This is a genomic window from Streptomyces alkaliterrae, from assembly GCF_007097205.2.
GTDB classification, from domain to species: Bacteria; Actinomycetota; Actinomycetes; order Streptomycetales; family Streptomycetaceae; genus Streptomyces; species Streptomyces alkaliterrae.
Genome location: NZ_VJYK02000136.1, coordinates 1 through 14,225, shown reverse-complemented (window position 1 = coordinate 14,225; position 14,225 = coordinate 1). Strand labels below are relative to the sequence as shown.

General features: G+C 73.9%; 12 protein-coding genes and 1 pseudogene. 8 read left to right on the top strand and 5 right to left on the bottom strand.

The window, feature by feature from the left end:
* Both FNX44_RS28030 and FNX44_RS14515 read left to right on the top strand, forming a co-directional pair.
* Positions 1–208 (top strand): annotated as a pseudogene (locus tag FNX44_RS28030) (SWIM zinc finger family protein); the annotation flags it as partial.
* A gap of 191 nt (positions 209–399) precedes the next feature.
* On the top strand, positions 400–1,998 hold the full coding sequence (locus FNX44_RS14515; RefSeq protein ID WP_407699137.1) for a DUF5691 domain-containing protein: 1,599 nt from the start codon (positions 400–402) through the stop codon (positions 1,996–1,998).
* A 63-nt stretch (positions 1,999–2,061) separates the two neighbouring features.
* On the opposite strand, the gene icmB is transcribed toward FNX44_RS14515, so the two are convergent.
* Entirely contained in the window at positions 2,062–2,472 is a 411-nt protein-coding gene (gene icmB, locus FNX44_RS14510) for a coenzyme B12-dependent isobutyryl CoA mutase small subunit (protein ID WP_143648652.1), read from the bottom strand.
* Positions 2,473–2,813: 341 nt separating this feature from the next.
* On the opposite strand from icmB, the gene FNX44_RS14505 reads away from it, so the two are divergent.
* Together FNX44_RS14505 and FNX44_RS28575 are read left to right on the top strand one after the other, a co-directional pair.
* On the top strand, positions 2,814–3,587 hold the full coding sequence (locus tag FNX44_RS14505) for an esterase/lipase family protein (RefSeq protein WP_143648651.1): 774 nt from the start codon (positions 2,814–2,816) through the stop codon (positions 3,585–3,587).
* Positions 3,588–3,785: 198 nt separating this feature from the next.
* Positions 3,786–5,708: a M23 family metallopeptidase gene (locus FNX44_RS28575; RefSeq protein ID WP_323369347.1), complete on the top strand. Its 1,923-nt coding sequence runs from the start codon at positions 3,786–3,788 to the stop codon at positions 5,706–5,708.
* A 73-nt stretch (positions 5,709–5,781) separates the two neighbouring features.
* On the opposite strand, the gene pcrA is transcribed toward FNX44_RS28575, so the two are convergent.
* Positions 5,782–8,253, bottom strand: a complete 2,472-nt coding sequence (gene pcrA, locus FNX44_RS14495; RefSeq protein WP_143648649.1) for a DNA helicase PcrA — start codon at positions 8,251–8,253, stop codon at positions 5,782–5,784.
* Positions 8,254–8,362: 109 nt separating this feature from the next.
* Here pcrA and FNX44_RS14490 point away from each other — a divergent pair, with 109 nt between their 5' ends.
* Positions 8,363–8,974 (top strand): DUF1707 SHOCT-like domain-containing protein, encoded by a 612-nt coding sequence (locus FNX44_RS14490; RefSeq protein WP_143648648.1) that lies wholly within the window; start codon positions 8,363–8,365, stop codon positions 8,972–8,974.
* A gap of 81 nt (positions 8,975–9,055) precedes the next feature.
* On the opposite strand, the gene FNX44_RS14485 is transcribed toward FNX44_RS14490, so the two are convergent.
* Entirely contained in the window at positions 9,056–9,409 is a 354-nt protein-coding gene (locus tag FNX44_RS14485) for a hypothetical protein (protein ID WP_143648647.1), read from the bottom strand.
* A gap of 200 nt (positions 9,410–9,609) precedes the next feature.
* Here FNX44_RS14485 and FNX44_RS14480 point away from each other — a divergent pair, with 200 nt between their 5' ends.
* The gene (locus FNX44_RS14480) at positions 9,610–10,677 is read left to right on the top strand and encodes a C40 family peptidase (RefSeq protein ID WP_143648646.1); all 1,068 of its coding nucleotides are present in this window, start codon (positions 9,610–9,612) and stop codon (positions 10,675–10,677) included.
* A gap of 171 nt (positions 10,678–10,848) precedes the next feature.
* Positions 10,849–11,454, top strand: coding sequence for a DoxX family protein (locus tag FNX44_RS14475; protein WP_143648645.1), 606 nt, complete (start codon positions 10,849–10,851; stop codon positions 11,452–11,454).
* A gap of 836 nt (positions 11,455–12,290) precedes the next feature.
* Here the strand turns inward: FNX44_RS14475 and FNX44_RS14470 are convergent.
* Together FNX44_RS14470 and FNX44_RS14465 are read right to left on the bottom strand one after the other, a co-directional pair.
* Entirely contained in the window at positions 12,291–12,539 is a 249-nt protein-coding gene (locus FNX44_RS14470) for a hypothetical protein (RefSeq protein ID WP_143648644.1), read from the bottom strand.
* Positions 12,536–13,993 (bottom strand): PspC domain-containing protein, encoded by a 1,458-nt coding sequence (locus FNX44_RS14465; protein WP_143648643.1) that lies wholly within the window; start codon positions 13,991–13,993, stop codon positions 12,536–12,538. The genes FNX44_RS14470 and FNX44_RS14465 overlap by 4 nt, the downstream gene beginning before the upstream one ends.
* Before the next feature lie 135 nt (positions 13,994–14,128).
* On the opposite strand from FNX44_RS14465, the gene FNX44_RS30000 reads away from it, so the two are divergent.
* A partial coding sequence (locus FNX44_RS30000) for a PspC domain-containing protein (protein ID WP_143648642.1) occupies positions 14,129–14,225 on the top strand: 97 nt, incomplete at its 3' end.

Below are 14,225 nucleotides of genomic sequence, written 5' to 3'. Positions count from 1 at the left end.
GCCGATACCCGGCGAGGGTGGGGAGGGTTGGCAGCTCGCCGAGTCGGACGGCGAGGACGCGCTGCCGCTGCACCGCGCCACGGGAGCGGGCCGGTGGACCTTGGCGGCGGTCTCCGGCGGCGATCCGCTCACGGTGTTCGGTGAGTGCGGTCCGGAGGGCTTTGTGCCGCACACGGTCTGGTCAGAGGGAGAGGCGGTCATGCTGTGACGTCACACGGCACCACACGGGCACCACGGCCGGCCGCACTGTCGGCCGGATGGGCGGCGGGGTCTGCGGAGCGGTCTGCGGAGGGGTCCGCGGAGGGGTCCGCGGAGGGGTCTACGGCGCGGTCCGCTGCCGGGCCGGGGGCCGAGCCGGGGACCACCGCCGAGGCCGAGCCGGCGTCGTGGGAGGAGCTGGTGACGGCCGCGCTGTTGGGCGCCGAGCGGCGGAGGCCGCCGGGCGGCTCGCCGCGGGCGCTGCTCGACCGGGCGGCGGTCGCCACCGTCCGGGCTCGGGCGGGCCTGCGTCCGGCCGCCGCGCGGACCCGGCCCGAGCCCGCCGCGCCCGATCCGCGCGGGCCGCTGCCGGCCGCCGCCGTCGCCCGGCTGGAACACCTGCTCAGCAGGTCCGGCCGCCACGGCCAGGCCACGGGACCGACAAGTCTGCGGCTCGACCTCGGCGAGCTGCTGCCCGAATGGCTCACCCTCGCCAGGGAGCGGGGCTACCGGGCGCCGCCCGCACTGATACCGGCGCTGCTGGATGCCGCGCGGGCCCGCACCGACCTGCGCACCGAGGTACTGGCGTTCATCGGTCCCCGGGGCCGCTGGTTGGCGGAGCGCAGAAGCGAGTGGCGGTTCGCGCTGCGTACCGCCGCCCACGGGCCGGGCGACACGCCCCAGAGCGCCGCCGACGTCCGCCGTACCTGGGAGGAGGGGTTGTTCGCCGAACGTGTGGCGCTGCTGACGGCCGTACGCGGGCAGGACCCGGCCGCGGGCCGGGAGCTGCTGGCCTCCACCTGGTCGACGGAGCGGGCGGAGGACCGGCTGATGTTCCTGGACTCGCTGCGGGCCGGGCTGTCCGTGGCTGACGAGCCGTTCCTGGAAGCCGCTCTCGGCGACCGCAGCAGGAACGTCCGCTCCACCGCCGCCGAGCTGCTGTCCGCGCTCCCGGACAGCAGGCTCGCCCGCCGGATGTCCTTGCGCGCCAGGGGGTGCGTCAGTCTGGACCGCGCTTCGGGACAGGCGGGCCGGCTGGTGGTGGAGCCGCCGTACGAGTGCGACAACGGCATGCGCCGGGACGGCGTCTCGCCTGAGCCGCCGGCCGGGCGGGGAGCGCGTTCCTGGTGGCTGGTGCAGGTCGTGGAGTCGGCGCCGCTCGCGGACTGGGCCGCGCGTCTGGGCGGCCGCAGCCCGGCGGAGCTGGTGGCGCTGCCGGTCGCCGACGACTGGCGGGCGGACCTGCACGCGTCATGGGCCTGGGCGGCCGTCCGGCAGCGGAACGCGGAGTGGGCGGCGGCGCTGCTCGGCAGCCCCGCAGGCCCGGTCGACGAGACCCCGGGCGACCCCGCCCGGCTGCTCGCGGTGCTGCCGGCCGACGCCCGCGCCGAGTGGGTCGCCGGCTTTGTGGGGGCGCACGGCCTGTCCGACGCGTTCCGGGTGCTCGGCAGCTGCGCGGTGCCGTGGACCACCGGGCTCGGGCAGGTGGTGGTCGACGCCCTGGAGATAGCGAGGGAGGCCGGCAGCTACCCGTGGAGTTTCAGCGGTGTGCTGGGCCTGGCCGAGCGATGTCTCGACCCGGCGCAGGCCGACCGGCTCGCCCCGCTCGCCGCCCGTCCGGACGAGCCGGAGGACGCGGCGCCCGGGGCCGCCGGCTACTGGTCGGACGCCTTCGACCGACTGGTGTGCACCCTGCGGATACGCGCCGAGATGCGCGCCGAGATGCACGCGGGACCGCCGCGCGCGGAACGACCCGCCGACGCCCAGGGCGCAGACCCGACGCCCGGCGCCGGCCGGTAGACGGCCGGCTTCCGGCGCGGATGCCGTCAGCCCCGGGGGCCGGAGTCCCCGGGGGCGGCGGTGTCAGGCGGCTACCGGGCCGACGTGGGTGCGGACCCACTCGACGATCTCGCCGGTGGTCGCGCCCGGGGTGAAGAGCGCCGCGACGCCCTGCTCCTTGAGCGGCGGGATGTCCTCCTCCGGGATGATCCCGCCGCCGAAGACCTTGATGTCCGCCGCGTCCCGCTCGCTCAGCAGTTCCAGCACCTTCGCGAACAGCGTGTTGTGCGCGCCGGAGAGAATCGACAGGCCGATGGCGTCGGCGTCCTCCTGGATGGCGGTGTCCACGATCTGCTCGGGCGTCTGGTGCAGCCCGGTGTAGATGACCTCCATGCCGGCGTCGCGCAGCGCTCGCGCGATCACCTTCGCACCCCGGTCGTGGCCGTCGAGCCCCGGCTTGGCGACCACCACACGGATCGGACCCGACACACCCATCGCTGCCTCCATCGTCATTGACTGCGGCCCGGGCCGCCCTGTTCGGGCCCGGTGAGCGGACACTCTTCACCCCAGCATCGCCCACGGGTTCGTTTCGCAGCAGAGCGGGAGGGGGAAATCACATCCAGGACAACATCATCCACGGGCACCACCCAGGGGCGTCATCCGCAGGCGGCAGGCCATCCCGCCCGGATCCGCCTCGTGGCGGGGGTCGTCGACCACGGCCATCGGCCCGCCGCCCGCTCCACGATCAGCTGCCGGCCGACCGGCCGGGACGCCGCGTCTCCACCCAGCAGTCACCGTTCACGCGGCGGCGGTGCAGTCACGACCGGGGGTTCGGCATGCGGGAGCCTGCGCTCGTCAGAGCGATGCGGGTCACGGCGCTGGAGGCGACCGCGCTCGCCGGCCACCTGCTGCTGTACCCGACGGGCCTGCGGCGGGACGCGCCGGTGCCGGTACCGCCGGAGGGCTTTCGCGGCCCGCGCCCGGTCCTCCTGCTGCACGGCTTCGTGGACAACCGCAGTGTCTTCACGCTGCTGCGGCTGTCCCTGCTCAGGAACGGCTGGCAGGCGGTCGCCGGTGTCAACTACTCCCCGTTCACCACCGACCTGCGGGCCGCCGCACAGGCGCTGCTCGCGGAGATCGACGCGGTCCGGGAGCGCACGGGTCACCCGCGAGTGGACGTCGTGAGCCACAGTCTGGGCGGACTCGTCGCCCGCTACGCCGTCCAGCGGCTGGGCGGTCACCGCCGCGTCCACACGCTGGTGACGCTCGGCACCCCGCACCAGGGCACGGACGCCGGTGTGCTGCTGTCCGTGCATCCGCTGGTGCGGCAGATCAGGCCCGGGTCCCCGGTGCTCTCGGAGCTGACCGAGCCGACGCCGGGGTGCGACACGCGATTCGTCTCGTTCTGGAGCGATCACGACCCGGTGATGAACCCGACCGGGACGGCCCGGCTCGACCATCCCGACCTGTCCGTCCGGGAGGTCCCGGTGCACGGCGTCGGCCACCTGGCGATGCCCGCGCACTGGGCGGTCATCGCCCGAATCCGGCAGGAACTGGTCGATCCGGGTGTCGGCCCCGCCGTCCAGGACGCGCGCGGGGACGTCGCCTAGACCAGGCCCCGAGTGCGGGATTCGAACACGTTTCGAACGCCCCGTCGGCTACCGGTCCGTAGTCCGCCGAAAGGCGTCCTATTGCCCGGCTTTCACCACCCCAAAACCCTGGGAAGATTGTCGTTGCCGCATACCGCCGGGTACAGTCGCCGCACTGATGCGCCAGGTCCTGTCTCCGAGGCGAAAGAGAAGTTGGTGGTGAACGACCGTCCCCCGTCGGGCTCCGCGAACCCGAGCGACACCGCCTACGACGCCTCGTTCGACGGCTACGCCACCACCTTCGAAGGCGGCTACACGGCGACGGCCCAGGAGCCGGCCTACGGCACGGACGCCACCTACCAGCAGCACGGCACCGACACCGGATACGGCTACCCCGGCTACGACACCGGCGCGCACTCCACGGTCGACACCCAGGGACACCAGCAGTACCCGGACTACGGGCAGACCCACGGGGGCACCTCCCGGCCGGAGACCGGGGGAGGCTTCCACGACAGCGCCGCCTACGACAGCGGTGCCTACGACACCAGCGCCCTGTGGGCGGACGGCACCTACCAGGCCTCGCCCGGCATCCCCAGCCAGCCGGACCACAGTTGGGCCGCCGACGCCTACTCGACGGGCGGCGACACCGCTTCCGAGTACCCGGCCGACAGCCCGGACACCGGCGGCCACGCGACGGTGAACCACCCCGCCTACACCCCCGAGGCGTTCGGGACGGGCACGCCTGACACCGATTCGTACAACGGCGACCAGTACAACAGCGACCAGTACAACAGCGGCCAGTACGGCGGCGGTTCGTACGACACGGCCGGGTACGAGTCAGCCGGATACGACACGGGCACGTACGGCACGGCGTCCTACGACAACGCCTCGTACGACGCCACCAGTTACGACGCCGGACCGCAGACCACCTCGTACGACAACGTCTCGTACGACAACGTCCCGTACGACACCGGCGGCTACGACGTCTACGACTCCGGCGCGTACCCGACGGTCGAGCACGGCGGCTCCGAGCACGGCGGCTGGCAGACGGCGGACGACACCGGCGCCGGCAGCTCCGTCCCGGAGGCCGAGACGACCAGCACCTGGGGAAGCGGCTCCTGGGACGTCTCCACACTCCGTGCCGCCCACAACGCGGAAGACGACCCCGGCACCGACGACGTCGGCCGCCTCGAGGACTCCGGCCAGGCCGCCCACTCCCACGGCGAGCACGAACACGAGCACGGGCATGAGAACGGCCACGGCCCCGAGCAAGGCCACGACCGGGACTACGACCACGACCACCACGACCACGGCCGCCTCGACGACAGCCACCCGGCGGAGGAAGCGCCGTACGAGCTGGACGACACCGTCGCGGCGGTGGGCCACGCGCCGGGTGGCGGCGGCCGGGCCAGTCGGCGGCGGGCGGCGAAGCCGAAGCGTTCGGCGCTGCTGACGGTCGCCGTGCCGTCCGTGGCCGTGATGGGCGTCGCCGGCATCGCCGCCGCCTCGGTCACCGGGATCTCCAAGGACGACGACAAGTCCACGCAGGCCGCGCCCGACGAGGGTGTGCCCGTCCAGCCGTCGAAGGCGAACCGCAAGCTCGACAGCCAGCTCGCCGGGGTCTCCGCCGACGCCGGGGACTTCGCGGGCCGCGCCAGCCGCACGCAGGAGCGCATCGACCTCAAGGAACGCCAGGAGGCGGAGCGCAAACGCAAGGAGGCGGAGGCCGCGCGCAAGGAGGCGATGCGTCCGAAGTTCGCGCTGCCCGTCCGCCCCGGGCTGAGCGCGTACTACGGCCAGGCGGGCATCAACTGGATGTCCCTGCACACCGGCATCGACTTCCCCGTCGGCTACGGCACGCCGGTGCTGGCCGCCACGGACGGCACGGTCACCACCAAGTGGGACCTCGCGTACGGCAACATGGCGATCGTCACCGCCGCCGACGGCACCCAGACCTGGTACTGCCACCTGAGCAGCACGAAGATCCGCTCCGGCCCGGTCAAGGCCGGCGACACGATCGCCTACTCCGGCAACTCGGGCAACTCCACCGGCCCGCACCTGCACTTCGAGGTGCGTCCGGGCGGCGGTTCTGCGGTGGACCCTGTCGCCTGGTTCCGTTCCAAGGGCCTCGACCCCACCTGACGGTCCCCGCCCCGCGCCGACGCGCGGAGGCCGGTACCCGACGGCACCGGCGCCCCCGCGCCGCCCGCACCCGCTACAGCTTCTCCACCGGCGCGTACCGCAGCAGCAGCCGCTTCGGCTTCGGGTCGCCGAAGTCGATCGTCGCCTCCGCGCCCTCCCCGCTGCCCTTCACCGCGACGACCCGGCCGAGGCCGAAGCTGTCGTGCGTCACGCGGTCGCCCACGGACAGCGACACCACCGGCTTCTCCCGGCCGGCCCGCCGCGTGGCGAAGCCGGACGCGCCGCGCCGCCCGCCGCCCGAGGCGGAGGTGAGGCCGCTGGTCGGGGCCATCGGCGCGCGGGCCGCCGCGCCCGTGCGCCGCCAGTCGACGTACTCGGCGGGGATCTCCTCCAGGAACCGCGAGGGCGGGTTGTACGCCGGCTGGCCCCAGGCGCTGCGCATGGTGGAGCGGCTGAGGTACAGGCGCTCCCTGGCCCGGGTGATGCCGACGTAGGCCAGCCGCCGCTCCTCCTCCAGCTCCTTGTTCTGCCCGAGCGCCCGCATGTGCGGGAAGACGCCGTCCTCCATGCCGGTGAGGAAGACGACGGGGAACTCCAGTCCCTTGGCGGTGTGCAGGGTCATCAGCGTGATGACGCCGCTGCCGTCCTCCCGCTCCTCCTCGTCCGGGATCTGGTCGGAGTCGGCGACGAGCGCCACCTGCTCCAGGAACTCGGCGAGCGTGCCCGGTTCGTCCTCCCCGCGCTCCTGCTCGAACTCCAGGGCCACGGCGGCGAGTTCCTGGAGGTTCTCGACGCGCGTCTCGTCCTGCGGGTCGGTGGACGCCTGGAGTTCGGCGAGGTAGCCCGTCCGCTCCAGGACGGCCTCCAGCACGGTGGCCGGGCCCGCGCCCGACTCCACGATCGTGCGCAGCTCCTCCATCAGGGCGTTGAACCGCTTGACGGCGTTCGCCGAGCGGGCGGCCATGCCGTACGCCTCGTCGACGCGGCGCAGCGCCTCGGGGAAGGTGATGCGCTCCCGCGCCGACAGCGCCTCGATCATCGCCTCGGCGCGGTCGCCGATGCCGCGCTTGGGCACGTTGAGGATGCGCCGCAGCGGTACGGCGTCCTCCGGGTTCGCCAGGACCCGCAGGTAGGCCAGGACGTCCCGGACCTCCTTGCGCTCGTAGAAGCGCACGCCCCCGACGACCTTGTAGGGCAGCCCGACCCGGATGAAGACCTCCTCGAACACCCGGGACTGCGCGTTGGTGCGGTAGAAGACGGCGACGTCGCCGGCGCGCGCCTTGCCGGCGTCGGTGAGCCGGTCGATCTCGTCGGCGACGAACTGGGCCTCGTCGTGCTCGGTGTCCGCGACGTAGCCGGTGATGCGGGCGCCGGTGCCGGCCTGCGTCCACAGGTTCTTCGGCCGGCGGTTCTCGTTGCGCTCGATGACGGCGTTGGCGGCGCTGAGGATGGTCTGCGTGGAGCGGTAGTTCTGCTCCAGCAGGATCGTGGTGGCGTCGGGGTAGTCCTCCTCGAACTGGAGGATGTTGCGGATCGTGGCGCCCCGGAAGGCGTAGATGCTCTGGTCCGCGTCACCCACGACGCACAGTTCGGCGCGCTCGGCCGGGCCGGCGTCCTCCGCCGGCTCCCCGCCGGTGACCCCGACCAGTTCCCTGATCAGGGTGTACTGGGCGTGGTTGGTGTCCTGGTACTCGTCGACCAGGACGTGCCGGAAGCGCCTGCGGTAGTGCTCGGCGACCTCGGGGAACGCCTGGAGCAGGTGCACGGTGGTCATGATGATGTCGTCGAAGTCCAGCGCGTTCGCCTCGCGCAGCCGCGACTGGTACAGCGTGTACGCCTCGGCGAGCGTCTTCTCGAAGGGCTCCTGGGCCTGACCGGCGAAGTCCTCCTCGTCGACCAGCTCGTTCTTCAGGTTCGAGATCTTCGCGCTGAACGCCTTCGGCGGGAAGCGCTTCGGGTCCAGGTCGAGGTCCCGGCAGACGAGCGCCATCAGCCGCTTGGAGTCGGCGGCGTCGTAGATCGAGAACGACGAGGTGAAGCCGAGCTTCTTGCTCTCCCGGCGCAGGATGCGCACACACGCGCTGTGGAACGTCGACACCCACATCGACTGCGCGCGCGGGCCGACCAACTCGGCCACCCGCTCCTTCATCTCGCCGGCGGCCTTGTTGGTGAACGTGATCGCCAGGACCTGCCCCGGGTGCACGCCACGGGCGCCCAGCAGGTGTGCGATGCGGTGGGTGAGGACCCGCGTCTTGCCGGAACCGGCGCCGGCGACGATGAGCAGCGGCGACCCGCTGTGCAGCACGGCGGCCCGCTGCTGGTCGTTCAACCCCTCAAGCAGCGCGTCGGGGTCGATGACCACACGCGGCGCACCACCGTGGTGGTAGGCGTCCCGGCCGTCCTCCCGGAGATGGGTGGCGGCGAAGAAGCCCTCGGGAAGCTCCTCCGCCGGGGGCGCCAGATGGTCCTCGGGCGGAGGCGGAGGCTCCTCCTCCGCCGGGGGCTCGAGGTGGGCCAGGAAACTGTCGTCGAAGAGGCTGCTCATCGCTGACCGAGTCTAGAGCCCCCGTACGACAGCGTCCCCGGCTTCCCTGCGGCCGGAAGGTCACGCACACCCCCGCCACCGCCCCCGACCGGCTCATAGACTGGCGACCATGACTGATCCCTCCTCCGCTCCCGCCCCCCGACCCAGGCGCGACGCGGACCTGCGGGCCTCCCACAGTGACCGGGAGGCGGTCGCCGAGCGGCTGCGCGAGGCCGCAGGAGACGGCCGTCTCGACCTCGACGAGCTGGAGGAGCGGCTGGAGAAGGCGTTCAACGCCAAGACGTACGGGGATCTGGCCCCGCTGACGGCCGACCTGCCGTCCGGTGCCACCGCCGCGCCCGCCGACCCCGGTGAACCGATGGTGATCAAGGCCGGGGCGGGCGACATCGTGCAGAAGGGCCACTGGGTGGTCCCGTCGCGGATCAGCGTCACCAGCCGGCTCGGCGACATCAAGATCGACTTCTCCGAGGCCGTCTGCCGCCACTCGGAGGTCTCCCTGGACATCAACGCGGGCGTCGGCGAGGTCACCGTGATCGTCCCGCACGGCTGGACGGTCCGCTCGCACGCCATGCGGGCCAACATCGGCACCGTCCGCAACAAGGCCACCGAGCCCGGGGACCCCGCCGCCCCCACCCTGGAGATCACCGGCCGCGCCGGGCTCGGCGACGTCCGCGTCCGCTACCCCAACCGCTGGGAACTCTGGCGCCGCAAGGACAACTGACCCGCCAGGCGGGGCCTGGCGGGTCAGTTCGGGCTCGGACGTGGGGCAGAGGCCCGGCAGAGTTCGGAGGCCTGGCGGTGCTCAGGTCCAGATGGTGGCGAGGAAGATGTTGAAGGTGGTCAGTCCGGCGACGGCGCCGAGCAGGCCGGACGGCACCTTCTCCTCGTCGCGCTTGACGTAGACCAGGCCGAGGATCACCACCAGCACCGCCGTCTTGATGCCGATCTTTATGTGGTTGAGGTCGCCTCCGTCGGCCTGGTTGAGACCCACGAGGATGATGCCGGTGGCCAGCATGGTGAAGGCGCCGTGCAGCATCCCGGGTGTCATCCGGCCTTCGCCGGTCCGCAGCGACTTCATCTGCGCGAGGAAGCCACCGAGCAGGGCCGCGATACCGATGATGTGCAGGGCCACGAAGATCTTGATGACGACGTCCATGCCGGGAGCGTATCCGGGCGACGGGCGGGCGCCGGAGGTGAGGTGACCCTCAGTCGAACACCGGGAACCGGTCGTTCTCCGCCGTGTATCGGTCCACACCGACGGGGATGGTGTCGCCTCACGGCACCAAGCGGTCGGCGACGGCCAGTGCCGGTCAATCGGCAACCCGCGCCGGGGCGCCGGTCGTAGCGTCCCGGGACATGGCAGCGCAGCACAGACACCGACGCCCCCGGTCCGTCCGGACCCTCCCGGCAGGGCCCGCCGGCTCCACCGCGTGGGCCGCGCTGGTCCTCGCCGGGGCGGCCACGACCACCACCCTCGGTGGCGGCGCCGCCCAGGCCGAGCCGAAGCCCACCGTCGACGGGGTCAAGGCCGAGGTCGACCGGCTGCACCGGCAGGCGGAGGAGGCCGCCGAGGCGCACCACGCCGCCGGGGACCGCGCCCGTACCGCCGAACGCCGGCTGGAAGGACTCCGCGACCGGGCCGCCCGGACGACCGCCGAGGCCAACAAGGCACGCCGCACTCTGGGCGCCGTCGCCACCGCCCAGTACCGGTCCGGCACCGGAAGCTCGGTGCTGCGGCTGGCGCTGTCCGAGTCGCCCGAGCAGTACCTGCGCCACGCGGCGGCAGCCGAGCAGGCCGGGGCCCGCCAGGCCCACGTCCTCGGACAGCTCCAGTCCCGGCTCCGCGAGGTGCGGCAGCTCCGCGCGGAGGCCGCGAAGCGCACGGCCGAAGTACAGGAGGCACGCCGCACCGCCCGGGAGCACCGCCGCTCCGCCGAGACCAAACTCGCCCGCGCTCAGCGGCTGTTGGACCGGCTCACCGCCGAACAGCGCGCCCGCGTCCTGGACGCCCCGGCCCCCACCCGGGGCGACCGTTCCGAGCCCCGCCCCGACCTCGGCACTCCGCCGCCGGCCGCCGGCCGGGCCGCGCAGGCCATCGCCTACGCGCGCGGCGCACTCGGCAAGCCGTACGTCTGGGGCGCCACGGGCCCCAACTCCTTCGACTGCTCAGGCCTCACCCAGGCCGCCTGGCGGTCCGCCGGCGTCTCCCTCCCCCGCACCACCTACACCCAGGTCAACGCCGGCCGCCGGATCTCCCGCGACCAGCTCGCCCCCGGCGACCTGGTGTTCTTCTACTCCGGACTCACCCACGTCGGGCTGTACGTCGGCAACGGCCAGATGATCCACGCGCCCCGCCCCGGCACGCCGGTACGCTACGCGCCGATCACCGAGATGCCGTTCAACACGGCCGTCCGCGTCGCCTGAGCCCAGCCGGGCCACTCAACGTGCCCGGCCCCCTCGAAGCGTCCGGCCCCTCGAAGCCCCCGGCCGCGTGCTGAACGGCGCGGCCCACCGGCCCGTACTGCCTGGCATGCGGTGAGCGCACACTCTCCGCACGCTGGTACCAGGCTGTCACAACGGAAGAGGGGCAGTACCGTGACTCTCCCCAACCGGAACCCGAACCCCGGACCCGACCGGAACCCGCACTCCCACGCGGGCCGCGAACCGGACCCGCAGGAGGGCGGCGGCGGCCGGCACGCCGCACGGGCCACCCGCGCGGCCCGAAGCACCGCGCCGGGCCTCGCCGACGTCGCACTGCTGCCGCTACGCCTCTTCCTCGGCGTGACGTTCTGCTACGCCGGTCTCGACAAGCTCACCGACCCGGCCTTCCCCGGACTGATGGAAGGCCTGCTGAACTCGGTGCAGGGAGCCGCCGCGCCCTGGCTGCTCGACCTCGCGCTGACCGACCCGGACACCTTCGGCTACGCCATCGCCTTCGGCGAACTGGCCGTCGGCCTCGGCACGCTGGCCGGTCTGTTCACCAGAGTGGCGGCCGTCGGCGGCGCGCTGATCTCCCTGTCGTTCTGGCTCACCATCAGCTGGAACATCGACACCTACTACTACAGCCAGGACCTGCCGTACCTGATGGCCTGGATCCCCCTGATCATCGCCGGCGCCCGCCTCTACTCCCTCGACGCCCTCCTGGCCGCCTACCGCGCCCGGCGTCGCGAGGCCACCGCGGGCGCGGCCGACACCGCCTGACCGCGCACGCCCGCCCGACGGGCGGACCGAAGGCTCCGGGGCGAGGCCGCACACCGCGGGCAGGTAGGGCGCAGGTACGTGAGGCGCGGGTACGAGGGGACCGGGCGGCGCGCGGCTCGCCCCGCCGGGAGCCCGGGTGGCGGCGCCCCCTCGCCCGGTGGGCCCCCTCGCGACGTGGCCGCCCCGGGCCGGCCCGGCCACGCGGCCCAGGGCCCCGACGACATTCGACGGCCCGGCTCGGCACAGGAGGCGAGGCGGGCCGCCGGAGGCCCTCGGTGGGCGACCGCTCGGACCCGAACGACACGCCCCACACCGCAGCGTGCGCAACCCGTCTGGGCGGCGCGACGCCACCGCCCCGAGCCGCCGACGCGACCGTGCCCGCCATCGGAGCGGCCCCTCCCCGTGACATGCCGCCACGCGGGGCCTCCACACGCGGGGCCCCCACACGCGGGGGCGTCGGGTGCCGGGGCCCCGGCCCCACTCGCGGAGTTCCGCCGCCGCAAGAGAGCCGACACAGGCAGGACCCCGGCGTCGGTACACGCCCAGCGCGCGGAACCACACCACGTGCCCGGCGCTCGAGGTGTTCCACCGCCGGAGGCGCCCGGCGGATGTCAGGGCCGCCGGGCCCGTCCATGCCCGTCCCGTCGCACGGAGGGACCCAGCGCGTGCTCCCCACGCGACGGGCCGGCACTCGCGGGTCCGGGTCCGGGCGGACCGGGCGGTGCCGTCCGGGGCCCAGCCCGGGATCGGAGTGAGACGGGATCGGAGAGAGACAGGACCGGGCGAGCCCGCCGCGCGGAGGGGGTGCCGCGCGTCGCCGCGCGCCCCTGCCGGGGCTACTCGCGGCCCGGCGGGAGGTCGGTCGGGTGGTGGCCGGGGACCGCCGTGCGGCTGCGGCGGCGCACCAGCCGGTCCGTCGCCGCGACGAGGCCGGACAGCAGCAGGGCGGCCGGGATCAGCAGGGCGAGCACCGCGTACGGCACCGTGAGCCGGTCCAGCGAGCGCAGGACGAAGCCCGCCGCCACGGCGATCAGCGCGAGGCCGAGGACGAACCTGGCCGGGTCGAAGGGGTTGCGGGCACTCACGGTCGGCTCCCTTCCCAGGCGGTCTCGCCTTCCCGGACCACGTTCGCACCGCCGAGCCCGAGGTCGAGCCGCAGCTCGATCGTGCCCTTGGGGTCGCCGCGCCCGCTCGGCGCGATGCTGTACTTCTCGGTGACGCGGAATCCGCCGCCGTGCACCGAGCCGTCACCGGAGCCCGTCGTGGCCTGCGGAAGCTGGTAGCCGCCGAGGCCGACGCTGAGGTCGACCTCGACCAGGGCGTCCTTCGGGACGATCACTTCCAGCTCGCCGGCTGCCACCCGCACCGAGGTGCGGACCGTCTGGTCGTCCTCGAGTTCCAGGCCGCTGAGGTCCAGCACGCCGCGGCCGGTGCCGATGCGGTAGTCCGTGCGCAGCTCGGCGGCCGTCGCGGGACGCCAGAAGCGCTCGCCCCAGTTTGTCGTGATGTCGCTCGGCAGCGCGGCGGCGCCGACCAGCAGGACGCCGGTCAGTACGACGTTGACAATCGTGCCGCCGCCCAGCCGACCGATGAACGCGCTGATCAGGAGTCCGAGGCCGAACACGGCCAGGGCGCAGCCGAACGCGATCACCAGGGCGGTGCCCAGCGGCTGCGTCGGCCATGCGAGGGCCCCGCCGGCGACGGCGGCCGCCAGCGCGCCGGTGAAGACGAGCCCGCCGAGCGAGGCCGGACGCGGCGGCGCCTTCTCCACCGGTGGCGCCGGTCTGCCCTCCGGCGGCCGCCACAGCTCGTCGGCGGCACCGCCGTCCATCTCCTCCGGGCCCCACAGGTAGGAGTCGGCGGTCTGCGGCTCCCGCCACCACGAGGGTCCAGCCGGTGCGGGGGGCGCCTGCGCCTCGGGGGGCGCCTGGGGGCGCGACTCCGCGCCCTCCTCCGCGTCCGTACGCCTGTTCTGCGACCAGTACGCGGCGGCGCCGACCGCAGCGCCGACCAGTACGCCGAACGTCAGCACCCGGCTGTTGTCCAGCGAGGCGAGCACCAACCCCGTACCGGCCAGCGCGCACAGCACGGCCGCCAGCGAACTCAGCTCCACGCGGCCGGACAGCAGCCGCCGCACCTCGTTCTCGTCCTCGTCCTCCATCGGCATGAAGAGCCAGGCGAAGCCGTAGAAGAGCAGCCCGAGGCCGCTGAGCACGGCCAGCGCGGCGACGGGCACCCGGAAGATGATCGGGTCCACGTCGAAGTGCCGGCCGAGGCCGCCGCACACACCGCCGACGACCTTGTGGCGTCGGCTGCGTTCCAGCCGCCCGTGGGCGCGCCCCGGCGGCGGCTGGTGCGGCCCCCAGCCGCCACCGGCGCCGGAGTCCGGCCCGCCGACACCACCGTCGCCACGCGTGCCGTCCGCGCCGGTCCCGCCGGTCACGTCGTCCGCGCCGCCCGCGCCCGCCGTGCTCCGCCGGGCGCCGCCGCCCACCGGGCCGCCGGCACCCGCGCCGGCGCCCCACCGCTGCTCTGTCATGCGTCCATACTGGCGACTCACCCGCACCAGCGGTATCGGGGACCGGCCCGGACGCGTCCCTGACTTCCGTCCTCAGGGTTCCTTCCGGGGGTTACCCGGATGTACCGCCCCGGGTGCCCGTGTGACGATCGGGTCATGACCACTGTTGCCGGGGCGCCCGAGGCCGTGCCCGTCCCTCCGCTGCGCAAGCTGTACCGCAGTTCCGAGGGGCGCTGGCTGGGCGGGGTGGCCC

Excerpts from the sequence above, each read along its gene's own strand:
- icmB (WP_143648652.1), bottom strand. The coding sequence starts at position 2,472 with ATGGGTGTGTCGGGTCCGATCCGTGTGGTGGTCGCCAAGCCGGGGCTC.
- FNX44_RS14505 (WP_143648651.1), top strand. The coding sequence starts at position 2,814 with ATGCGGGAGCCTGCGCTCGTCAGAGCGATGCGGGTCACGGCGCTGGAG.
- pcrA (WP_143648649.1), bottom strand. The coding sequence starts at position 8,253 with ATGAGCAGCCTCTTCGACGACAGTTTCCTGGCCCACCTCGAGCCCCCG.
- FNX44_RS14490 (WP_143648648.1), top strand. The coding sequence starts at position 8,363 with ATGACTGATCCCTCCTCCGCTCCCGCCCCCCGACCCAGGCGCGACGCG.
- FNX44_RS14485 (WP_143648647.1), bottom strand. The coding sequence starts at position 9,409 with ATGGACGTCGTCATCAAGATCTTCGTGGCCCTGCACATCATCGGTATC.
- FNX44_RS14480 (WP_143648646.1), top strand. The coding sequence starts at position 9,610 with ATGGCAGCGCAGCACAGACACCGACGCCCCCGGTCCGTCCGGACCCTC.
- FNX44_RS14465 (WP_143648643.1), bottom strand. The coding sequence starts at position 13,993 with ATGACAGAGCAGCGGTGGGGCGCCGGCGCGGGTGCCGGCGGCCCGGTG.